Below are 20719 nucleotides of genomic sequence, written 5' to 3'. Positions count from 1 at the left end.
CGTACCCGGTGCCGCACGTCCGACACGGGGCTCGTTCATCCGGTACGGGTCTCCTGCCGCTCACTGCTTGGCCCGGCCCGGCAGGAACTCCTGCACCTTCGCCTTCAGCCCCTGCTTGATCATCGAGCCCCGGTCGGCGTCGCCCTTCAGGATCGACGCGGCCGTCGCCTCCATCTGCTCCCAGCTGGCGTGCGGCGGGATCGGCGGTACGGCGGGGTCGGTGAGGAACTCCAGCACCGCCGGGCCGTCCGCCTCCAGCCCGGCCCGCCAGGCCGCCTCCACGTCCTCCGGCTTCTCCACCCGGATGCCGGTCAGCCCCAGCGAACGCGCGAACGCCGCGTACTGCACATCGGGGAGCGACTGCGACGGCAGGAACGAGGGAGAGCCCTCCATGGCCCGCATCTCCCAGGTCACCTGGTTCAGGTCCTGGTTGTTCCACACCGCCACCACCAGCCGCGGGTCCGACCAGCGGTCCCGGTACTTCGCCGCCGTGATCATCTCCGCCAGGCCGTTCATCTGCATCGCACCGTCACCGACCAGCGCGAACACCGGCCGGTCCGGGTGCGCGAACTTCGCCCCGATCGCGTACGGCACGCCCGGGCCCATCGTCGCCAGCGTCCCGGACAGCGAACCGCGCATGCCCGGCCGCATCGTGATGTGCCGCGCGTACCAGTTGGCGACCGAACCGGAGTCCGAGGTCAGGATCGCGTTCTCCGGCAGCAGCGGGTCCAGCGCCCGCGCCACGTACTCGGGGTTGATCGGGTCGGCCCGCACCGCGGCCCGCCGCTCCATCGTCGCGTGCCAGCGCTTCACGTTCGCGCACACCGTGTCGTACCACTTGCGTCCGCGCCCCTCCGCCCGCAGCAGCGGGATCAGCCGGCGCAGCGTGGCCCGGGCGTCGCCGACCAGGTTCACCTCGTACGGATAGCGCATGCCGATCATGTGCGCGTCGATGTCGATCTGCACGCCGCGTGCCTTGCCGAACTCCGGCATGAACTGCGTGTACGGGAACGACGAGCCGATCGTCAGCAGCGTGTCGCAGTCGCGCATCAGCTCGTAGGACGGCCGGCTGCCGAGCAGCCCGATCGGGCCGGTGACGTACGGCAGTTCGTCGCTGAGCACGTCCTTGCCGAGCAGCGCCTTGGCCACGCCCGCGCCGAGCAGCTCGGCGACCTCCCGCACCTCCGCGACCGCGCCCGCCGCGCCCTGGCCGACCAGGACGGCCACCTTCTCGCCCGCGTTGAGCACGTCCGCCGCCCGGCGCAGCGCCTCGTCCGTCGGGGTCGCCGTGAACTCGCTCATCCCCAGGCTGGACGGCACCATCTTGAACGCGTGCGTCGGCGGCGAGTAGTCCAGCTCCTGCACATCGGCCGGGATGATCAGTGCGGTCGGGCAGCGCCGGGCGTAGGCCGTGCGGATCGCCCGGTCCAGCACGTTCGGCAGCTGCTCGGGGACCGTCACCGTCTCCACGAACTCCGAGGCGACGTCCTTGTACAGCGTGTGCAGGTCGACTTCCTGCTGGTAGGAGCCGCCCATCGCGGTCCGGTTGGTCTGGCCGACGATGGCCAGCACGGGCACGTGGTCCAGCTTCGCGTCGTACAGGCCGTTGAGCAGGTGGATGGCCCCGGGCCCGCTGGTCGCCGCGCACACGCCGATACGTCCGCTGAACTTCGCGTACCCGACCGCCTCGAAGGCGGACATCTCCTCGTGCCGGGACTGGATGAACCGCGGCCGGTCCTCGGCGCGGCCCCAGGCGGCGAGCAGTCCGTTGATGCCGTCGCCCGGATAACCGAAGACCTGTTCCACGCCCCATGCGCGCAGGCGTTCGAGGATGTGGTCCGAGACCTTGGTGCTCATGGACAGACCTCCCGGTGGAGAGCGAAGCGGACGATCCGGTCAGCCCGTACCGAGTCACCTGCGCGGCAGCCGGAAAACCTCCGGCACCGGCCCGGCGGCGCCCACGCCGTGGGGGTCCGGCGCTCCCGGGCGCCGTCACCCGGGCGGCCCCGTGTGTCGCGCGAATGGGCTCCGGCCGCGCGCGGTACGGCGCCGCGCGGGCTGTCATGGCAGCGAGGGCACACCGACCGTGCCCCCGTGGCCGGGTGCCGCACGGCGTCGCCGTGGTACCGGTGCGCCGGCGTACGGCCGTCCGACCGCCCGCCGCACCGCGAGGAGCCCCGCCCATGCGCCGCACCGCCCGCGCCGCCCTGTCCGTCGCCTTCGCCGCCGGTGCCGTGCTCGCCCTGACCGGGCCCGCCGCGACCGCCGCCCCGGTTCCGCTCCCGGCGTCCTGCGACCCCCTCACCGGGCCCGTGCCGGTACCGGGCGCCCTCGGTGCCGCGCCCATGGTCCCCGGCGACAAGAGCGCGGCCGACCCCGGGTGCGAGGACACCTCCCCGGGGGCCGGCGGGCGCGAGCCGGCGGTGCCGGACGGCGGCGGCGTGCCGGACGCGGGAGCCGTGGGAGGCCCGGGGAAGGAGGCGGCGGGGCCGGACGGTACCGGGTGGGACGGCTCGGCGCGGGAGGGCACCGGACAGGTCGGGGGGCCGGACGGTCCGGGGTGGGACGGGAGCGGGCAGACCGGCGGGGGACAGGACACCGGCGGACGGGAGGAGGCGGGACAGGCCGACGGAGGTCCGGGCGGTGGCGGACGGGACGGCGGGAGCCCGGACGGCGGCGGGCAGGACGGCCGCCGGTGCGGACAGTCCCGTGACGCGGACTGCTCCGACGACGGCCACGCCTGCCGTGAGGGCCGCGACACCGACACCTGCCGGCCGGCCGGCGTCCAGCACGGCGTGGACGCGGGAGCGGGCGGCGCCTTCGGCGCATCGGTGCCCGCACTCGCCGCCGGTGCCGTCCTGATCGCCGCCGCCTGCGCGGGCGCCGGCTACCGCGTGTACGGCCGCACGCGCCTCGCGGCGGACCAGTCCGCCGAGATGTGACCCCGGCGACACCGGCCGCCTCCCATGGAGAGCCGCAGGACGGGTATACGGCGTCCCGGGACCTCCACCGGCGGCCCCACCGGCACCCTCCGCCGCGCGACCACCGGACGAGGAACGCCCGGACACGGAACGTACGGCCCGGGCAGGGCGGCACGAGGCACCACGGACTCGCGGAGGCGGACATGCGGCGGACGGACCCCGAGCGGGACCGCCGGGACGGCCACGGCCCCGCCCGCCGCCGGGAGGACCACGGCCCCGTCCGCTACGGCCCGCCGCTGCCCGGCGACGGCCTGCCCGTGCCGCCCGGACTCTCCGCCGTGCTCGCCGCCGCGGCCGGCCGCGCCGACGCCCAGCCCGCCGGCGGCGCCCCCGCCCTGCTGGAGGCGGCCTGCGGCTACTGGACCCGGCGCGGACTGCCCTGCGTCCCCGATCGGATCGCCGCGGCCCCCGGCGCCCCCGCCCTGCTGCTCGCCCTGACCGCCGCGCTGGCCGGCGACGGCGGCGACATCCTCGTACCCCGCCCCTGCGCCGCCTGGTGGGCGCCGTACGCCCGGCTCCTCGGCCGGCCCGTCTTCCATGTCCCGACCCCCGCCGAGAGCGGCGGCGTCCCCGACCCCTACGCCCTGCTGGAGACCGTCCGCCGGCTCCGCGCCGAGGGCGGCGACCCGCGGCTGCTGGTGCTGTCCGTCGCCGACGACCCCACCGCCACCGTCGCTCCGCCCGAACTGCTGCACGAGGCCGTGGAGGCCGCCACCGCCGAGGGTCTCCACCTGGTCAGCGACGAGACCTGGCGGGACACCCTGCACGCGCCGCACGGCACCGTCCTGCTCAGCCCGGCCGAGATGTGGCCCGACGAGGTCACCGTCGTCACCGACCTGGCCGGCGCCCTGCTGCCGGCCGGCTGGCCCGCCGCCGTCGCCCGCTTCCCCGCCACCGCCGCCGGAAAGCGCCTCCACGCGCGCGTGCTCGACATCCTCACCGCGCTCGACGCGCGGCTCGCCGTCCCGGTCGCCGCGGCCGCCTGCTACGCCCTCGACGAGCCCCCGCCCGTCACCGAGCGCCGCGAGGCCGCCGTCCGGCTGCACGCGCGCGTGGCCGCCGCCGCGCACGCCGACCTGGTCGCCGCCGGCGCGCTCGTCCGGCCCCCGCAGGCCGGCCGCCACCTGTACGCCGACCTCGGGCCGCTGCGCGAACCGCTCGCCGGCCTGGGCGTCGGCGACGCCCAGGACCTGGAGGACCTCCTCACCGCCCGGCTCGGCATGCCCGCGCCCGGCGGCCACCGCTTCGGCGACGACCTCGGGGCACTGCGCGTACGGCTCTCCACCGGCCCGCTGCTGGGCGGCACGGACGAGGAGCGCGCCGAGAGCCTCGCGTCCCCCGCCCCGCTGGAACTGCCACACGTGCGACGCGCGTTGGCCTCCTTGAGGTCGGCCTTCGACGATCTCCGCGATGACGCTCAGCGATGGGAGCCTCCTCGATGACGCAGCAGACGCATGAGCCCGGACCGGCCGCGACGACCACGGTGTCCGGTGCGCCCGCCCCCCTCGCCGGCCCTTTCCCCCCGCCGGCCGAGCCCCGCCCGCTGGGCGAACACCGGGTCTGGCCGCGCACCTTCCACGACCGGCTGACCGCGCCCCTGCCCGGTCTGAAGGCCCTCGCCCGGTTCGCCCGCGAAGGCGCCGTGCGCCCCGGCCCCGACGGCCTCGCCGACGTCCCCCGGCTGCCGTACGAGCCGGGCCCGCTGCCCCGCGTCGGCACCCGCACCCTCGCCGTCACCTGGGCGGGACACGCCAGCTGGATCGTCCGGATCGGCGGGCTCACCGTTCTCACCGACCCCGTCTGGTCCCGCCGCATCCTCGGCACCCCGGCCCGTGTCACCCCCGTCGGCGTGCCCTGGGAGGCCCTGCCCACCGTCGACGCCGTCGTCATCAGCCACAACCACTACGACCACCTGGACGCGCCCACGCTGCGCCGGCTCCCGCGCGACACCCCGGTGTTCGCGCCCGCGGGCCTCGGCCGCTGGTTCCGCCGCCGCCGGTTCACCCGTGTCACCGAGCTGGACTGGTGGGAGGGCGCCGAACTGTCCGGCACCCGCTTCGACTTCGTCCCCGCCCACCACTGGTCCAAGCGCACTCTCACCGACACCTGCCGCAGTCTGTGGGGCGGCTGGGTGCTCACCGCACCCGACGGACAGCGCCTCTACTTCGCCGGGGACACCGGCTACGGCCACTGGTTCTCCCGCATCGGCCGCCGCTATCCCGGCATCGACCTCGCCCTGATGCCCATCGGCGCCTACGACCCCCGCTGGTGGCTGAGCGACGTCCACTGCGACCCCGAGGAGGCGGTCCGGGCCACTGTGGACCTCGGCGCCCGCCGCATGGCGCCCATGCACTGGGGCACGTTCATCCTCTCGGCGGAACCGGTCCTGGAACCGCTCACCCGGGTGCGGGACGCCTGGGAGAAGGCGGGGCTGGAGCGGGAGAACCTGTGGGACCTGCCGATCGGCGCTTCGAAAGTGCTGGAGTGAGGGGACCCGGCACGGCGCGCCCTCAGCCGGCGGCCCGGACCCGCCGCCACACCCCGGGCGCCGCACCGACGACGACGGTCAGCACCACCGCCAGCACGACCCCTTCCCACGGCTTTTCGAACAGCGAACCCCCCACCACACCGATCACCTGGTACGTGGCCGCCCAGGCCAGACACGCGGGCAGGTTGCCGCGCGCGAACCGCCGCGGCGGCCACTCCGCCAGCAGACACGCGAGCATCACCGGTATCCGTCCGCCCGGCACCAGCCGGGAGAGCACCAGCACGGTGCCCCCGTGCTCGGCCAGCTTCCGGCGCGCCTGCGCCAGCCGCTCCTCCGGCGCCCGCGACCGGATCGCCGCCAGCCACCGCGACCCGTTCCGGGACCGCATCCCGCGCCGCCCCAGCCAGTACAGCGCCGCGTCCCCGAGGAACGCGGCCAGCGACGCCGTCACGAACACCAGCGCCGGCGCGAACGGCGCGGACCGGTGGAACGCCACCACCGCCGCCGAACTCACCAGCGCGCCCGTCGGCACCACCGGCACCAGCGCCCCGATCAGCACCAGCAGGAACAGCGACGGATAGCCCACCGCCTGCTGCGCGGACCCGGTCGTCGCGGCTCGCGACGCCTCGGCGAGCAGCGTCACCGCGCGACCTCCAGCCGCACGCTCTCGCCGTGCCCCAGCTTGTGCACCGCGACCCCGGGCGCGGCCAGCGCCGCCAGCCGTACGAACTCGTCGCCCGGCGCGTGGAACTCGTGCGGGCGCACCGCGTCCATGCCCACCGGCCAGTACGTGCCGTAGTGCACCGGGACCGCGATCCGCGGCGCCAGCCGGGCCAGCGCCCGCGCCGCCCGTCCCGCGTCGAGGTGCCCCTCCCCGAGATACGGTCCCCAGCCGCCCACCGGCAGCAGCGCCGCGTCCACCGGCCCGACCCGCTCGGCCATCTCGTCGAACAGCCCGGTGTCACCGGCGAAGTAGGTGCGCGCCTCGCCCTCCACCACGTATCCCAGCGCGGGACAGCGGCGCGGGCCCACCGGCAGCCGGCGCCCGTCGTGCAGCGCCGGCACCACCCGGACCCGCACGCCGCCGATCCGCACCTCGTCCCCCGGCACCACCTCGGTGATCCGCAGCCGCCGCAGCCGGCGCAGTCCGGGCACCGCCCGTGGTGCGCCCCGAGGCACGAGCAGGCGCGTGCCCGGGGCGAGGCAGGCCAGCGACGGCACGTGCAGATGGTCGGCGTGCAGATGGGAGACCAGCACCAGGTCCGCGCGGCGGGCCCCGGCGGGCGGCACGGCACCCCTGCGGCGGCGCAGATGCGCCAGCCGGCGGGCGAACAGGGGATCGGTGAGCACCCTGATGTTCGTATCCTCCACCACACAGGTGGCGTGACCCCACCAGGTGATCTCCACCGGCACCTTCTTCCGCCTCCTTCACGCGACTCCCCGAAGCCTACGGGCAGGAGTAGGGTCGGCGGCGAAAACCGGAGGTGAGGGGACGCCATGAGACAGCCGCGAGGTGTGTTCGGCACGCTCACGCCGGTGCGGGTCACCGCCATCGCGAGCCTGACGCCCCTGGAGGAGCTGGAGGCCGATCCCTTCCTCGTGGACTCCCGCAGCCAGCACGCCATGTGCGCCCGCTGGGCCGCCGAACACGGCTATGTCATCGCCCGGGAACTCCTCGTCGGCGGTCTCCGTTTCGACCACTGCGCGCTGTGGGAAGGCGTGCGCCCCGGAGTGGACGTGTTCGTCGCGCCCAGCCTCCGGGTGCTGCGCCGGGCCCTGTCCTCGGTGGAGGAGTTCACCGCCGAGTGCGCGCGCCGGGGCGTGCGCGTGGAGACGGTGGGGCGCGCCGAGCCGTCGTACGACGCGCAGATGAAGGCCCGGGTGCACCGCCGCCTCTCCATGCCGACGGCCGGCTACGACGGCCGCTGACCCCGGCCCGTCCGGGCCGCCCGCGTCCCGTGTGACAAGGTGGAGCGGGGCCCGACCGGCCCGGTGAAGCGCAAGGAGGCTCCTTCCGGCCCGAGGGCGGGGACGGGCCGGGGTGTGAGGTGTACGGCGTGCGGGGCATGCGGTGGCGGCGGATCGCCGGTCAGGTCGGACGGAGCGTCGCCGTATGGGCGGTCTCCACGGTCACCATGCTGATCCTCGCCGGTCTGCTGCCCGACTTCCGGCTCCAGTCCGCCGACGGCGACAGCGTCACCCGTATCGCGTTCGCCGCAGCCTGCGGTGCCGGTGCCTTCGGCGTCCTGTCGGCCGTGGTCTGGCCGCTGCTGGTCCGCCTGCTGCTGCTCGTGCCCGCGCTGGTCCTCGGCCTGCTGGTCTTCTTCCTCAACGGCTCCCTGCTGCTGCTCGCCCTGCGCGTCAATCCTTCCGGGCGGGGCGAGGCGGCGCCGGAGACCGCCGTCATCGTGGCCGCGGTGATGTCCGCCGTAGCCTCCGCGACCGGCGCGGCCCTCGCCGTGCGCGACGACGAGGCCTACCGCCGCCGGCTGCACCGCCTCGCCACCCGCGGCCGCCGCGCCCACCCGCCCTGCCCCACCGCTCCCGGCCTGGTCTGCGTCCAGCTCGACGGCGTCGGCCACGACGTCCTCACCGACGCGGTCCGGCGGGGCCTGATGCCGACGGTCGCCCGCTGGCTGTCCTCGGACGAGAACACACGGCCGACCGCCAAGGGCATACGGCCGGCCGGCGACGGCCCGCGTCCGGCAGCCGCACCCGGCACTCCTCACCCCGTCCACGCCCCGACCCACCGCCTCACCCCCTGGCGTACCGACTGGTCCAGCCAGACCGGGGCCAGCCAGCTCGGCATCCTGCACGGCAGCACCTTCGACGTGCCGGCCTTCCGCTGGTACGAGAAGGACCGCGGCGAGGTGATGGTCTGCAACCGGCCGACCAGCGCGGCCGAGCTCCAGCGCCGCGCCGCCCTGCGGACCGGGGACGGCGGACTGCTCGCCGTCGACGGCGCCAGCCGCGGCAACCTCTTCAGCGGCGGCGCCGGCGAACAGGCGCTCGTGCTGTCCATCGCCACCCGCCGCCGCGGCCGGGACAACCGCTCCCGGGCCGGTTACTTCGCCTACTTCTCCGACCCCGCGAACGCCGTCCGCACCGCCCTGTCCTTCGTCGCCGAGGTGGCCCGCGAGATCGGCCAGTCCACCCGGGCCCGGCTGAGCCGGCAGCGTCCGCGGGTCGGCCGTGGGGGCCTCTACCCCTTCGTGCGGGCCTTCGCCACCGTCGTCGAACGCGACGTGGTCGTCGCCGCGGTCATGGGCGACATGCTCGCCGGCCGCACCGCCGTCTACGCCGACCTGGTCGCCTACGACGAGGTCGCCCACCACTCCGGCCCGCGCGGCCGCGACGCCGAGAAGGTCCTCCAGCGCCTGGACCGCTGTCTGGCCCTGGTGGAACGCGTCGCCGAACACGCCCCGCGCCCCTACCGGATCGTCGTCCTGTCCGACCACGGACAGAGTCCCGGCGAAACGTTCCGCGCCCGCTACGGCCTCGGCCTCGGCGACCTGGTCCGGGCCGGCTGCGGACTGCCGGTGCCGCGCCGGGCCGAGCAGACCCACAGCGGCGCCGAGGCCCGCGCCGCCGTCCGCGCCGCGCTGCGCCGCCCGGTGGAGGAGAAGGGCGAGCACCACCGCCCGGCCCGCCGCCGCGAGCCGGTCGTGCTGGCCTCCGGCAACCTCGGCCTGGTCTCCTTCCCGGATGTCCCGCACCGGATGACCAAGGAGGAGATCGACGCCCGCCACCCCGCCCTGCTCACCACCCTCGCCAACCATCCCGGCATCGGCTTCCTGCTGGTGCGCAGCGAAGAGCACGGCGGCGTGGTGCTCGGCGCGCACGGCGCCGAGATACCGCTGGACCGGCTGGACGACGAGCCGGGCCCGCTGGCCCGCTTCGGCCCCGGCGCCGCCGACGCCGTCCGCCGCACCCACGCCTTCCCGCACACCGCCGACATCATGGTCAACTCGGCCTACGACCCCGCCGACGGCGAGGTCCTCGCCTTCGAGGAGCAGATCGGCTCCCACGGCGGCCTCGGCGGCGCCCAGTCCCGCCCGTTCCTGCTCTCCCCGGTGGACCTCTCGCCGCCGACCGCCGACGGCACGGAGCCGGCCGGCGCCGAGCAGATCCACCACGTCCTGCGCCGCTGGCTGGCCGAACTGAACGGCCCGCAGGTGCCGCTGACGCCCGCCGCGGAGGAGGAACGCGCCGCCTGAGGACGCCCGGTGGGCGTCCGGCCGCCGGGTCATCACCTGCCGTTCACCCCCCGTGGGCCGGTCTTCGGAGTGGGACGAGGCGGGATGTGATCGGATAGGGGGGCACCGGGAACCCCGGAGACCGCGACCCTCGTGAAAGGAAGCATCGTGGCAACCACGCGCACCGCCCACACCGTCTGGGAAGGCAACCTGCTCGAAGGCAACGGAGTCGTCACCTTCGACTCCTCCGGCATCGGCCAGCAGCCGGTGTCGTGGCCCTCGCGCGCCGAGCAGGCCAACGGCAAGACCAGCCCCGAGGAGCTGATCGCCGCCGCCCACTCCAGCTGCTTCTCCATGGCCCTCTCGCACGGCCTGGCCGGCGCCGGCACCCCGCCCACCCGGCTGGAGACCAAGGCCGACGTGACGTTCCAGCCGGGCGAGGGCATCACCGGCATCCACCTCACCGTGCGCGGCGAGGTGCCCGGCCTGGACGCGGACGGCTTCGCCTCGGCCGCCGAGGACGCCAAGAAGAACTGCCCGGTCAGCCAGGCCCTGAGCGGTACGACCATCACCCTGACGGCCGAGCTGGCCTGACGCTCGTCCGCACCCGCGGGCCGCGCCCTCGCACCGGGCGCGGCCCGCGGCGTGTCCGGGCCGCTCAGCCGCCCAGGCGCTCCCAGCCCCGCCGCTCCGGCCGCGGGCCGAGCTGCCGGGGGTCCCGGGTCCGGTAGACGACGTACGGCCGGAACAGGTACCGCACCGGCGCACTGAACATGTGCACCAGCCGGCTGTACGGCACGAACGCGATCAGGACCATGCCGACCACCGCGTGTACCTGGTACAGCACCGGCACGCCCGTCATCCGCTCCGTCTCCGGCCGGAGCGTGAACAGGCTGCGCGCCCAGGGCGCGATGGTGTGCCGGTAGTCGTATCCGTCGCCACCGGTGTGCATCAGCTTGGCGACCATGCCCAGCACGATCGCGCCGACCAGCAGCACGTACATCGCCTTGTCGTTGGCCGTGGTGGCCCGGAAGACGGGGGCGCGGGTGCGGCGGCGGTAGACGAGCAGCCCGATCCCGGCGACCGCCAGCGCCCCGGCCGCCGTCCCGCCGTACAGCGACAGCAGGTGGTAGGTGTGCTCGCCCACACCGAACGCCTCCGTCCAGGACACCGGCACGAACAGCCCCACCAGGTGTCCGGCCAGCACGAACAGGATGCCGTAGTGGAAGACCGGGGAGGCGGTGTTCAGCAGCCGTGACTCGTACATCTGCGAGGAGCGGGTGGTCCAGCCGTACTTGTCGTAGCGGTAGCGCCAGAGAAGGCCGGCCACCAGCAGGGCGAAGGCGGTGTAGGGCAGGGCGCCCCAGAGGAGGACGGTCATCGGCGTACCCCCGGTCGACAGGCGGGCAGGGCGGCGCACACCGCGTCCAGGACGCCCGCGTACGGTGTGCCGCAGGCGGTCAGCCGGGTGCGCAACTGCTCCAGCCCGGCGCGGTGTTCGGTCAGCAGGCCGGTGTCGCCGGTCCGCGCGGTGAACTCCAGCACCGCCGGCAGGAAGTCCGGCAGTTCCTCGCCGCTGAACTCCAGGCCGTGCCGGCGGTAGACGTCCTTGAAGCGCACCAGGGACATCCCGCGCCGCCGGGTGTCGCCGTCCTGCCACCAGCTCAGGTACAGGCTGTGCCGGTTCTTGAGGTCGAAGACCTGCACGTAGTGGGCGGCCAGGTCCAGCAGCGGGGTGAGGGCCGCGTGGTCGGCGAACTCCCGTAGCTGCGGAGCGGCTTCGCGCAGCAGCGGCAGCCGGGCGATCAGGTCGTCGTCCGGGTAGGTCAGGCAGAGGGCCGCCGCCTGGTAGAGCACCGTGTCCGAGGGCATCAGGCGTCCTCCGCGTCGTCCGAGGTCTGCCGCCCGCGCAGCAGGTGGAAGTTCTCCACGGACACCAGCGGAAGCCGCCGGCGGCCGGAGTCCCGGCCGAACGGACCGTCGCCGCCCATGCCGGGCCCGCCCGCGACGTCGAGACTGCACTCCTCGGGCACCGCCGACTCCTCCAGCCGGCGGGCGTCCCCGAGGGCGGCGGTCGGGATGACGTACCGCTCCTCGTACTTGGCGATCGCCAGCAGCCGGTACAGGGCCTCGACGTCGGCCGGGCGCAGTCCGGCCGACGCGGCGATCGCCGGGTCGGGGACCTCGCCGAGGTTGACGGCCCGCATGTGGGAGCGCATCGCGGCGAGCTTCTCCAGCGACGACCGCACCGGTCCGGTGTCGCCCGCCGTGAACATCTCCGCCAGGTACTCCAGCGGAATGCGCAGGGTGTCGATGGCGCCGAACAGATTGCCCGCGTCCTCCCCGTCGTGCCCGGTCTCGGCCAGCGCGTCCACCACCGGTGACAGCGGCGGGATGTACCAGACCATCGGCATCGTCCGGTACTCGGGATGCAGCGGCAGCGCCACCCGGTACCGGCTGATCAGCGCGTGCACGGGAGAGCGCCGGGCGGCCTCGGTCCAGTCGCGCGGGATGCCCGCGTCCTCGCAGGCGCGCAGCACCCCGGGGTCGTCCGGGTCGAGGAACACTCCCAACTGGGCCTCGTACAAGTCCTTCTCGTCCGGTGCCGAGGCCGCGGCGGTCACCTTGTCGGCGTCGTAGAGCAGCACGCCGAGATAGCGCAGCCGGCCCACACAGGTCTCCGAGCACACCGTCGGCAGGCCGACCTCGATCCGCGGGTAGCACAGGGTGCACTTCTCGGCCTTGCCGGTGGCGTGGTTGAAGTACACCTTCTTGTACGGGCATCCGGTCACGCACATCCGCCAGCCCCGGCAGTGGTCCTGGTCGACCAGCACGATGCCGTCCTCGGCCCGCTTGTACATCGCCCCGGACGGGCAGGAGGCCACGCACGACGGGTTCAGGCAGTGCTCGCAGATCCGCGGCAGATAGAACATGAACGCCTGCTCGTAGGCGAACCGCACCTTGTCGGAAGCCTGCCGGCGCAGGCGTTCCACCATCGGGTCCAGGTCGCCGTAGGCGGGAGCGCCGCCGAGGTTGTCGTCCCAGTTCGACGACCACTCGATCTTCATCGGCTCACCGGTGATCGACGACACCGGCCGGGCCACCGGGTAGTCGTCGCCGAGCGGGGCGTCGGTGAGGTTGCGGTACTCGTACGTCCAGGGTTCGTAGTAGTCCTTGACCTCGGGCAGCCGGGGGTTGGAGAAGATCCCGGCGAGCTTCTTGAACCGGCCGCCGTCCTTGAGCCGGAGCGCGCCGCGCCGGTTCAGCTCCCAGCCGCCGCGCCACTTCTCCTGGTCCTCGTAGCGGCGCGGATAGCCCTGTCCTGGCCGGGTCTCCACGTTGTTGAACCAGACGTACTCCATGCCGCGCCGGTTGGTCCACGCCTGCTTGCAGGTCACCGAACAGGTGTGGCAGCCGATGCACTTGTCGAGGTTCATCACCATCGCGATCTGGGCCATCGGGCGCATCAGTACTCGACCTCCTGGCCGCGGCGCCGGATCACGGTCACCTCGTCGCGCTGGTTGCCCGTCGGGCCCAGGTAGTTGAACGCCCAGGACAGCTGGGCGTATCCGCCGATCAGGTGGGACGGCTTGAGCAGCAGCCGGGTCAGGGAGTTGTGGATGCCGCCGCGCATCCCGGTGGTCTCCGTCCTCGGCACGCTCACCGTGCGCTCCTGCGCGTGGTGCATGTAGACGGTGCCGGGCGGCATCCGGTGGGAGACGATCGCCCGGGCCACCACCACGCCGTTGCGGTTGACCGCCTCCACCCAGTCGTTGTCCCGCACTCCGATCGCGTCGGCGTCCTGCGGCGACATCCAGATGGTCTGCCCGCCCCGGGAGAGGGCCAGCATGAACAGGTTGTCCTGGTACTCGGAGTGGATCGACCACTTGTTGTGCGGAGTGAGGTAACGCACCGTCACCTCCCGCTGGCCGTCCGGGCCGAGGCGCGGCTCGCCGAACAGCCGGTGCATGTCCAGCGGCGGCCGGTACACCGGCAGCGCCTCGCCGAGTTCGTGCATCCAGTCGTGGTCGAGGAAGAAGTGCTGACGGCCGGTGAGGGTGTGCCAGGGCTTGCCGTGCTCGGTGTTGAGCGTGAAGGCCGTGTAGCGCCGGCCGCCGGACTCGCTGCCCGACCACTCCGGCGAGGTGATCACCGGCACGGGTGCCGCCTGGGTGTCGGCGTACGTGACCCGCTTGCCCTCGTGCTCGGCGGCGAGGTGGGCCATCCGCTGCCCGGTGCGCCGCTCCAGCGTGCGGAAACCCTCCGTGGCCAGGCGGCCGTTGGTGGTGCCGGACAGGGCGAGGATGGTGTTCGCCGCCTTCACGGCCGTATCGAGCGAGGGCCGCCCGTGATAGCCGGTGCCGTTCGTCTCCCTGAGCCGCGCCACCTCCTCGTCCGGCCGCAGGACGATGCCCTTGACGGGCAGGCCGAGCTTCTCCGCCAGCGGGCCGAGCGCGGCGAACTTGGCGCCGACGGCGGTGTAGTCGCGCTCCACGACGGTCAGGTTCGGCAGGGTCCTGCCGGGCACGGGCTCGCACGCGCCGTCCTTCCAGTCCCGCACCACCCCGCCCGGCTGGGCGATCTCGCCCGGGGTGTCGTGCTGGAGCGGACTCGCCACCAGGTCCTTGCGGACGCCGAGGTGGTCCACCGCCAGCTCGCTCAGCTTCTCCGCGAGCGCCTTGAAGGTGTCGAAGTCGGTGCGGGCCTGCCAGGGCGGGTCCACGGCCGGGGTGAAGGAGTGCACGAAGGGGTGCATGTCGGTGGAGGACAGATCGTGCTTCTCGTACCAGGTCGCCGCCGGCAGCACCACGTCCGACAGCAGCGTGGAGGAGGTGTGCCGGAAGTCCAGCGACAGCAGCAGGTCGAGCTTGCCCTCCGGCGCCCGCTCCCGCCAGGTCACGTCCCTCGGGCGCTCGCCGGGCGCGGCCTCCTCGGCCCGCAGCGAGGAGTGGGTGCCCAGCAGATGCCGGGTGAAGTACTCGGCGCCCTTGGCCGACGAGCCCAGCAGATTGGCCCGCCACAGGGTCAGCACCCGCGGCCAGTTCTCCGGGGCGTCCGGGTCCTCGCAGGCGAACCTCAGGGTGCCCGCGCGCAGCCCGGCCACCGCCTTCGCCACCGGATCGCCGCTCACCGCGCCCAGGTCGAGCGGGTTGCGGTCGAAGGTGGGGTACGACGGCATCCAGCCGGCGCGGGCGGACAGCGCCAGGCAGTCCGCGGCGGTCATCCCGGCGAAGCGGCCCTCACCGAGCGGCGAGGCCAGCACGTCGGCGCCGAAGCGGTCGTAGCGCCACTGGTCGGTGTGCAGGTACCAGTACCCGGTGCCGATCGCCTGCCGGGGCGGGCGGGACCAGTCGGAGGCGGCGGCCAGCGTCGCCCAGCCGGTCACCGGACGGCACTTCTCCTGGCCCACGTAGTGCGCCCAGCCGCCGCCGTTGCGGCCCTGGCAGCCGGTGAGCTGGAGCAGCGCCAGGAAGGCGCGGTAGATCGTCTCCGAGTGGAACCAGTGGTTGGTGCCCGCGCCCATGATGATCATGCAGCGGCCCCGGGAGCGCTCGGCGGTCCGCGCGAACTCCCGGGCGATGCGCACGCACTGGGCGGCCGGGACGGAGGTGTGCGTCTCCTGCCAGGCGGGCGTGGCCGGCGCGCGGCCGTCGTCGTAGGAGGCGGGCCAGTCGCCGGGCATCCCGGGCCGGCCGACCCCGTACTGGGCCAGCAGCAGGTCGTAGACGGTCGTCACCAGCGGGCCGTCCGCGCCGCCCAGCCGGGTGGCGGGCACGCTGCGCCGCAGCACCTCACCGCGTCCCTGTCCGTGCGTCCCGCCGTCGGTGTCGAACCGGGGCAGCAGCACTTCCACCGGCACCGCGACCTCGCTGCCGTACAGACTCAACCGGGGCCGGATGTCACCGAGGTCCAGGTTCCACCGGCCCTCGCCGGAGTCGGTCCAGCGAAAGCCCAGGGAGCCGCCCGGGACCACCGCGCGGCCGGTCGTCTCGTCCAGGACGACCGTCTTCCACTCGGCGCCTTCCCCGGTCCGGCCGATGCCGTCGGCGCGCAGGAACTTCGCCGGCACCCACGCCCCGTCCCGCTCGGCGAGCGTCACCAGGAACGGCAGGTCGGTGAACTTCCGTACGTAGTCGGTGAAGAACGGCGTCTGCCGGTCGACGAAGAACTCCTTGAGGATCACATGGCCCATCGCCAGGGCCAGCGCGCCGTCCGTGCCCGGGTGCGGGTGCAGCCACGCGTCGGCGAACTTGGCGCTGTCCGCGTAGTCCGGCGCGACCACCACGACCTTCTGGCCGCGGTAGCGGGCCTCCGCCATCCAGTGCGCGTCCGGGGTGCGGGTCACCGGGACGTTGGAGCCCCACATGATCAGATAGGCGGCGTCCCACCAGTCGCCGGATTCCGGTACGTCCGTCTGGTCGCCGAAGACCTGCGGGGAGGCCACCGGGAGGTCGGCGTACCAGTCGTAGAACGACAGCATGGCCGCGCCGATCAGCGAGTGGTAGCGGGCGCCGGCCGCGTGCGACACCATCGACATCGCCGGGATCGGGGAGAACCCGGCGATCCGGTCGGGGCCGTGGGTCTTGATGGTGTGCACCTGCGCGGCGGCGACCAGTTCCACCGCCTCCTCCCAGCGCGCCCGCACCAGTCCGCCCTTGCCGCGCGCCCGCTGGTAACGGCGGCGCCGCTCGGGGTCGCTCTGGATGTCCGCCCAGGCCAGCACCGGATCCCCGAGGCGCTGCTTCGCCTCCCGGTACATCTGGAGCAGGACGCCCCGGACGTAGGGGTAGCGCACCCGGGTGGGGGAGTAGGTGTACCAGGAGAACGCGGCGCCGCGGGGGCAGCCGCGCGGCTCGTACTCGGGCCGGTCCGGGCCCACCGACGGATAGTCCGTCTCCTGGGTCTCCCAGGTGATGATCCCGTCCTTGACATACACCTTCCAGCGGCAGGAGCCGGTGCAGTTCACCCCGTGGGTGGAGCGCACCACCTTGTCGTGGCTCCACCGGTCCCGGTAGAAGGCGTCCCCCTGCCGGCCGCCGGTCAGTGTGACGCCGTGCAGGTCGGGCGTGGGCGTGCCGGGCCGGAAGAAGCGGCCGGCGGCCAGCAGGGCCGCGCCGGGCTCCCTGGGCGGTCTCCGCGTGTCGGTCACGTGCGCTCCTCGGTTCACCCCGTACTCAGAACCTAGGGGCTGCCCCGGGAGGCCACCTGTCCGCAGACCCGTACGGGTCACGCCGGACGGCGGGCCGGGTCACAGGCGCTCGCGGTACTCCCGCAGCAGCTTCAGGGTGCGTTGGGCGGACGCGGCCCGGGCCGTCATGTGGTCCAGCACCTCCAGGTGCGCGGCCACCTCCCGGCGCGCGTCCAGGTACAGCGCGCCGGTCAGGTACTCGGTGAACACCATGTCCGGCAGCTCCGGCTCGGCGAACCGGAACAGCGTGAACGGCGCGTACGTCCCCGGGTGCGGGCCGGCCGCGAACTCGGCGACCTGGAGCGTCACCCGGTCCCGTTCGGCGTACTCCAGCAGCCGGTCGAGCTGGTCGCGCTGCACCTTCGGGTGCGTGCTCACCGGGCGCCGGAGCACCGTCTCGTCCATGATCACCCACAGGTGGGGCGGATCGGCGCGGTCCAGCAGCCGCTGCCGTTCCATGCGCAGCGACACATGCCGGTCGACCGTCTGGGGGGAGGTGTGCCCGATGGTGCCGGCCTCCATCACCGCTCGCGCGTAGTCCTCGGTCTGGAGCAGGCCGGGCACGAAGTGCGGCTCGTAGGAGCGGATGATCCGGGCCGCGCCCTCCAGGCTGACGTACAGGCTGAACCAGTCCGGCAGCACGTCGTGGAACCGCTGCCACCAGCCCGGCTGGTTCGCCTCCTCGGCCAGCCGGACGAACGCCTCGGCCTCCTCGTCCGGCACCCCGTAGGTGGTCAGCAGCACCTGTACGTAGGGGATCTTCAGCGAGACCTCGGCCGTCTCCATCCGCCGTACGGTCGCCGACGTGACCCGGAGGACCCGGGCGGCCTCGTCACGGCTGAGCCCCGCGGTCTCCCGCAGCTCCTGCAGCCGTTTGCCGAGCACCACCTGCCCCACGGTGGGCGCGGCCCGCCGCTCACTCACAGCCACGCCCTCCCCTACGTGCCGATGAACGCGGGCAGCAGTCTGCCATGCGATCGCGCTTTCGCACATATGGCCGACGCGGGTGGAGGGAGCCGGAGTCCGGTCAGTCGGCGAGGGCGCGCAGGTGGGCGGCGGTCGCGCGGTCCGCCGGGAGGAAGGTTTCAATGGCCAGTTCGGCGACCGTGATGTCCATCGGTGTGTTGAACGTGGAGATCGAGGACACGAACGACAGGACCCGCCCGGCGTGCTCCACCCGCAGCGGCAGCGCGAAGTACGGTACCGGCTCGGCCGGTTCGGCGCCGGGCTCCTCCGGCGGCACCGGGTACGCCGCCACCTCCTCGTACAGCGCGCGCAAGCGGTCGGAGCGGTGCAGGGCGATCTCCCGCTCCATCTGGGCCAGCAGGTGCCCGCGCCACTCCCGCAGGTTCCGGATGCGCGGCGCCAGCCCCTCCGGGTGCAGCGTCAGCCGCATCGCGTTCGGCGCCGGGCTCATCAGCTTCTCCGGCACCCCCTCCAGCAGTACGGCGATGCCCCGGTTCGCGGCGACGACCGTGTAACCGGCGTCGACCACCAGCGCCGGATAGGGCTCGTAGCCCCGGATGAGCCGCTCCAGCCCGTCCCGCAGCGCGTCCAGCGCCGGATCGTCCAACGGGGTCTCCGGATAGCGCGGCGCGTAACCGGCCGCCAGCAGCAGCGCGTTGCGCTCGCGCACCGGCACCTGGAGCCGCTCGGCCAGCCGCAGCACCATCTCCTCGCTCGGCCGGGACCGTCCGGTCTCGATGAAGCTGATGTGCCGCGCCGAGGAGTCGGCGCGCAGCGCCAGTTCCAGCTGGGAGATCCGCCGCCGCTCGCGCCAGGCGCGCAGCAACGGGCCGGCACCCCGGCCGACGCCGGTGGGGACGGAGGGAGGGGAGGCGGCAACGGTCATACGAGCGACCCTAGTCGAGCCGGACACGCGTCGCCCGGCCGCCCGCGGCGCCCGCGTGGCAGGCTGGGTCCGTACCCCCGGACACGGAAGGGAGCGAACGGTCATGGCCGTGGAACCGCTGTCGCAGCAGGAGATCGAGGACCGCCTGGCCGCGTTGCGGGGCTGGTCGGTGCTCGACGGGCGGCTCGGCCGCTCCTACCGGCTCGCCTCGCACTTCGCGGCCACGGCGCTGGTGGTGCACATCGCCGGCATCCAGGACGAGCTGGACCACCACGCCGACCTGACCCTCGGCTACGACACGGTGTCCCTGCGCGTGCACACCCACAGCGCGGGCGGCGCGCTCACCGCCAAGGACTTCGAACTCGCCCGCAGGGTGGAGGACATCGCCCCAGGCCACGGAGCACACTGAACGATGTGCTCGACTACGAGAAGGAAGCCGCCGACTACGACGCCTCCCGCGGCGGCGAGGCCCGCGCCGAGGCCGCCGCGCACACCGTCCTCGGCCTGATACCGCCCGGACCCGGACGCCTCCTCGACATCGCCTGCGGCACCGGCAGCGTCACCCGGCGGCTCGCCGTCGCGCGCCCCGGGCTGCGGGTGACCGGCGCCGACCTCACTCCCGCCATGGCCCGCCGGGCGGCGGCGCGGCTGCCCGGCGCGATCGTCCGGGCCGACAGCCGCCGACTGCCCTTTCCCGACGGCACGTTCGACGCCGTCACCACCATCTGGCTGCTGCACCTGCTGTACGACCCACGGGACCTGCGCGCGGTCGTCGCCGAGTGCGCCCGGGTGCTGCGGCCCGGCGGGGTGTACGTCACCACCGTCGACAAGGCCGCCGCGCACGACGTCGGCAGCGACATCGACGCCGTCCTCGCCGACCGCCCGCGCCGGCCCGCGCCCGACGCCCCCGGCACCGTCACCGCCGAGGCCGCCCGGCACGGGCTGCGGCCCGCCGGGCACGGCTCCTTCCGCAGCCCCGGACAGGGCCGCAGCCCCCGTGGCACCATCGCCGACCTGCGCCGGGGCTGGTTCACCCTGCTGCCGCCCGGCGAGCCGCGCACCGAGGAGTTCGCCGCGCACCTGGCCGGACTTCCCGACCAGGACCGCCCGCGCGCCGACCCGGTCTTCGGCGTGCGCGCGTTCCGGAAAGCAGCACCGGCCTCGGCCTGAGGTCGCGACTTCGGGCCAGGGACACGATTCCATCACAGGGTTTTCACATTCCGCTTGGAGCGGGGATGATGCGAAGATCACACAGCACGTCCCTGGGGGGCCCATGAGCACCGACTTCACACCACCGCCCATGCCGGGCTACGGACCGCCGGTCCCTCCGCCGCCCGTACCGCCGAGGAAATCCCGCACCGCGCTCATCGCCGTGGCGGCGGCCGTCGTCGCCGCCGCGGTCTCGGCCCTGATCACGGCGGGCGTCGACGGAGACGCCGAGGCGAAGCCGGCGCCCACCGCCACCGTCACCAAGACCGCCGCCGCGGACGACGGCGCGGAGGGGACCGGCGAGGACGCGACGGCGGCCGACGACGACGCGGAGAACGCGGACGCCGCGGACGAAGCGGACAGCGGCGACGCCGCTGACGAGGACGGGGTCTACGCCCTGGACGACACCGCCGTCTACGAACCGGACACCGAGGTCGCCCTCTTCGGGCTCAAGCGGTCCGTCACCGGCGAGTACGCCGAGCCGGAGAACACGCCGTACCTCAAGTTCACCGTCAAGGTGAAGAACGGCGGTAAGAAGGCCCTCGACGTCACCCAGCTCACCGTCAACTGCTCCTACGGACAGGACGGCAAGAGCAGCGACTCGGTGTTCGACTCCGACGCGGGCCTGGACGGCGGCCCGGAGACCAAGCTGCTCCCCGGCCGCTCCCTGAACGTGCCCTGGGGCTGCGAACTGCCCAAGTCGGAGAAGCTCGTCCAGATCGAGGTCAGTCCCGACTTCGACTCGGACGCGTCGATCTTCACCGGGACCGTCGGGTAGCGGGCCGCGGCGGGGATGCCGCTCGT

General features: G+C 74.0%; 18 protein-coding genes. 9 read left to right on the top strand and 9 right to left on the bottom strand.

The window, feature by feature from the left end:
- Positions 1-60: 60 nt before the first annotated feature.
- Entirely contained in the window at positions 61-1857 is a 1797-nt protein-coding gene (locus SCK26_RS07480) for a thiamine pyrophosphate-requiring protein (RefSeq protein ID WP_318200471.1), read from the bottom strand.
- Between the two features lie 326 nt (positions 1858-2183).
- Here SCK26_RS07480 and SCK26_RS07475 point away from each other — a divergent pair, with 326 nt between their 5' ends.
- From SCK26_RS07475 to SCK26_RS07465, 3 genes are all read left to right on the top strand, one after another.
- A complete protein-coding gene (locus tag SCK26_RS07475; RefSeq protein ID WP_318200470.1) occupies positions 2184-2942 on the top strand; it encodes a hypothetical protein in 759 nt (252 codons plus the stop codon).
- Between the two features lie 182 nt (positions 2943-3124).
- On the top strand, positions 3125-4423 hold the full coding sequence (locus tag SCK26_RS07470) for an aminotransferase class I/II-fold pyridoxal phosphate-dependent enzyme (RefSeq protein WP_318200469.1): 1299 nt from the start codon (positions 3125-3127) through the stop codon (positions 4421-4423).
- Positions 4420-5469: an MBL fold metallo-hydrolase gene (locus tag SCK26_RS07465; RefSeq protein ID WP_318200468.1), complete on the top strand. Its 1050-nt coding sequence runs from the start codon at positions 4420-4422 to the stop codon at positions 5467-5469. Before SCK26_RS07470 ends, SCK26_RS07465 begins: the two co-directional genes overlap by 4 nt.
- Before the next feature lie 22 nt (positions 5470-5491).
- On the opposite strand, the gene SCK26_RS07460 is transcribed toward SCK26_RS07465, so the two are convergent.
- Together SCK26_RS07460 and SCK26_RS07455 are read right to left on the bottom strand one after the other, a co-directional pair.
- A complete protein-coding gene (locus SCK26_RS07460; RefSeq protein ID WP_318200467.1) occupies positions 5492-6112 on the bottom strand; it encodes a DedA family protein in 621 nt (206 codons plus the stop codon).
- The gene (locus SCK26_RS07455) at positions 6109-6882 is read right to left on the bottom strand and encodes an MBL fold metallo-hydrolase (RefSeq protein WP_318200466.1); all 774 of its coding nucleotides are present in this window, start codon (positions 6880-6882) and stop codon (positions 6109-6111) included. The genes SCK26_RS07460 and SCK26_RS07455 overlap by 4 nt, the downstream gene beginning before the upstream one ends.
- An 84-nt stretch (positions 6883-6966) precedes the next feature.
- On the opposite strand from SCK26_RS07455, the gene SCK26_RS07450 reads away from it, so the two are divergent.
- The 3 genes from SCK26_RS07450 to SCK26_RS07440 all read left to right on the top strand — a co-directional run bounded on the left by SCK26_RS07450 (position 6967) and on the right by SCK26_RS07440 (position 10259).
- Positions 6967-7398, top strand: coding sequence for a hypothetical protein (locus SCK26_RS07450; protein WP_318200465.1), 432 nt, complete (start codon positions 6967-6969; stop codon positions 7396-7398).
- Between the two features lie 137 nt (positions 7399-7535).
- The gene (locus SCK26_RS07445) at positions 7536-9686 is read left to right on the top strand and encodes a phage holin family protein (protein WP_318205948.1); all 2151 of its coding nucleotides are present in this window, start codon (positions 7536-7538) and stop codon (positions 9684-9686) included.
- Positions 9687-9833: 147 nt separating this feature from the next.
- Entirely contained in the window at positions 9834-10259 is a 426-nt protein-coding gene (locus tag SCK26_RS07440; protein WP_318200464.1) for an OsmC family protein, read from the top strand.
- Positions 10260-10323: 64 nt separating this feature from the next.
- On the opposite strand, the gene narI is transcribed toward SCK26_RS07440, so the two are convergent.
- From narI to SCK26_RS07410, 6 genes are all read right to left on the bottom strand, one after another.
- Positions 10324-11046 carry a respiratory nitrate reductase subunit gamma gene (gene narI / locus SCK26_RS07435; RefSeq protein WP_318200463.1) on the bottom strand — a complete coding sequence of 241 codons (723 nt, stop codon included), beginning with the start codon at positions 11044-11046 and terminating at the stop codon, positions 10324-10326.
- Entirely contained in the window at positions 11043-11537 is a 495-nt protein-coding gene (gene narJ / locus SCK26_RS07430; protein ID WP_318200462.1) for a nitrate reductase molybdenum cofactor assembly chaperone, read from the bottom strand. Before narJ ends, narI begins: the two co-directional genes overlap by 4 nt.
- A complete protein-coding gene (gene narH, locus SCK26_RS07425; RefSeq protein ID WP_318200461.1) occupies positions 11537-13132 on the bottom strand; it encodes a nitrate reductase subunit beta in 1596 nt (531 codons plus the stop codon). The genes narJ and narH overlap by 1 nt, the downstream gene beginning before the upstream one ends.
- On the bottom strand, positions 13132-16815 hold the full coding sequence (locus SCK26_RS07420) for a nitrate reductase subunit alpha (RefSeq protein WP_318200460.1): 3684 nt from the start codon (positions 16813-16815) through the stop codon (positions 13132-13134). Before SCK26_RS07420 ends, narH begins: the two co-directional genes overlap by 1 nt.
- A 99-nt stretch (positions 16816-16914) precedes the next feature.
- On the bottom strand, positions 16915-17778 hold the full coding sequence (locus tag SCK26_RS07415) for a helix-turn-helix transcriptional regulator (RefSeq protein ID WP_318200459.1): 864 nt from the start codon (positions 17776-17778) through the stop codon (positions 16915-16917).
- Between the two features lie 103 nt (positions 17779-17881).
- Positions 17882-18706: a helix-turn-helix transcriptional regulator gene (locus SCK26_RS07410; protein ID WP_318200458.1), complete on the bottom strand. Its 825-nt coding sequence runs from the start codon at positions 18704-18706 to the stop codon at positions 17882-17884.
- Between the two features lie 103 nt (positions 18707-18809).
- Between SCK26_RS07410 and SCK26_RS07405 the strand changes: the two genes are divergently transcribed.
- The 3 genes from SCK26_RS07405 to SCK26_RS07395 all read left to right on the top strand — a co-directional run bounded on the left by SCK26_RS07405 (position 18810) and on the right by SCK26_RS07395 (position 20693).
- Entirely contained in the window at positions 18810-19115 is a 306-nt protein-coding gene (locus SCK26_RS07405; RefSeq protein WP_318200457.1) for a 4a-hydroxytetrahydrobiopterin dehydratase, read from the top strand.
- Positions 19116-19120: 5 nt separating this feature from the next.
- Positions 19121-19876: a class I SAM-dependent methyltransferase gene (locus tag SCK26_RS07400; RefSeq protein WP_318200456.1), complete on the top strand. Its 756-nt coding sequence runs from the start codon at positions 19121-19123 to the stop codon at positions 19874-19876.
- Positions 19877-19979: 103 nt separating this feature from the next.
- Positions 19980-20693 carry a hypothetical protein gene (locus SCK26_RS07395; protein ID WP_318200455.1) on the top strand — a complete coding sequence of 238 codons (714 nt, stop codon included), beginning with the start codon at positions 19980-19982 and terminating at the stop codon, positions 20691-20693.
- Positions 20694-20719: the final 26 nt, after the last annotated feature.

The sequence above is a fragment of the Streptomyces sp. SCL15-4 genome (genome assembly GCF_033366695.1).
Lineage (GTDB): Bacteria > Actinomycetota > Actinomycetes > Streptomycetales > Streptomycetaceae > Streptomyces.
Note: the sequence above shows the minus strand (reverse complement) of the source record. Positions and strands in the feature narration are given on the sequence as shown.

Coding starts and splice junctions, on each gene's coding strand:
- SCK26_RS07480 (WP_318200471.1), bottom strand. CDS start 1,857: ATGAGCACCAAGGTCTCGGACCACATCCTCGAACGCCTGCGCGCATGG.
- SCK26_RS07475 (WP_318200470.1), top strand. CDS start 2,184: ATGCGCCGCACCGCCCGCGCCGCCCTGTCCGTCGCCTTCGCCGCCGGT.
- SCK26_RS07470 (WP_318200469.1), top strand. CDS start 3,125: ATGCGGCGGACGGACCCCGAGCGGGACCGCCGGGACGGCCACGGCCCC.
- SCK26_RS07465 (WP_318200468.1), top strand. CDS start 4,420: ATGACGCAGCAGACGCATGAGCCCGGACCGGCCGCGACGACCACGGTG.
- SCK26_RS07450 (WP_318200465.1), top strand. CDS start 6,967: ATGAGACAGCCGCGAGGTGTGTTCGGCACGCTCACGCCGGTGCGGGTC.
- SCK26_RS07445 (WP_318205948.1), top strand. CDS start 7,536: ATGCGGTGGCGGCGGATCGCCGGTCAGGTCGGACGGAGCGTCGCCGTA.
- narI (WP_318200463.1), bottom strand. CDS start 11,046: ATGACCGTCCTCCTCTGGGGCGCCCTGCCCTACACCGCCTTCGCCCTG.
- narJ (WP_318200462.1), bottom strand. CDS start 11,537: ATGCCCTCGGACACGGTGCTCTACCAGGCGGCGGCCCTCTGCCTGACC.
- narH (WP_318200461.1), bottom strand. CDS start 13,132: ATGCGCCCGATGGCCCAGATCGCGATGGTGATGAACCTCGACAAGTGC.
- SCK26_RS07410 (WP_318200458.1), bottom strand. CDS start 18,706: ATGACCGTTGCCGCCTCCCCTCCCTCCGTCCCCACCGGCGTCGGCCGG.
- SCK26_RS07405 (WP_318200457.1), top strand. CDS start 18,810: ATGGCCGTGGAACCGCTGTCGCAGCAGGAGATCGAGGACCGCCTGGCC.
- SCK26_RS07395 (WP_318200455.1), top strand. CDS start 19,980: ATGAGCACCGACTTCACACCACCGCCCATGCCGGGCTACGGACCGCCG.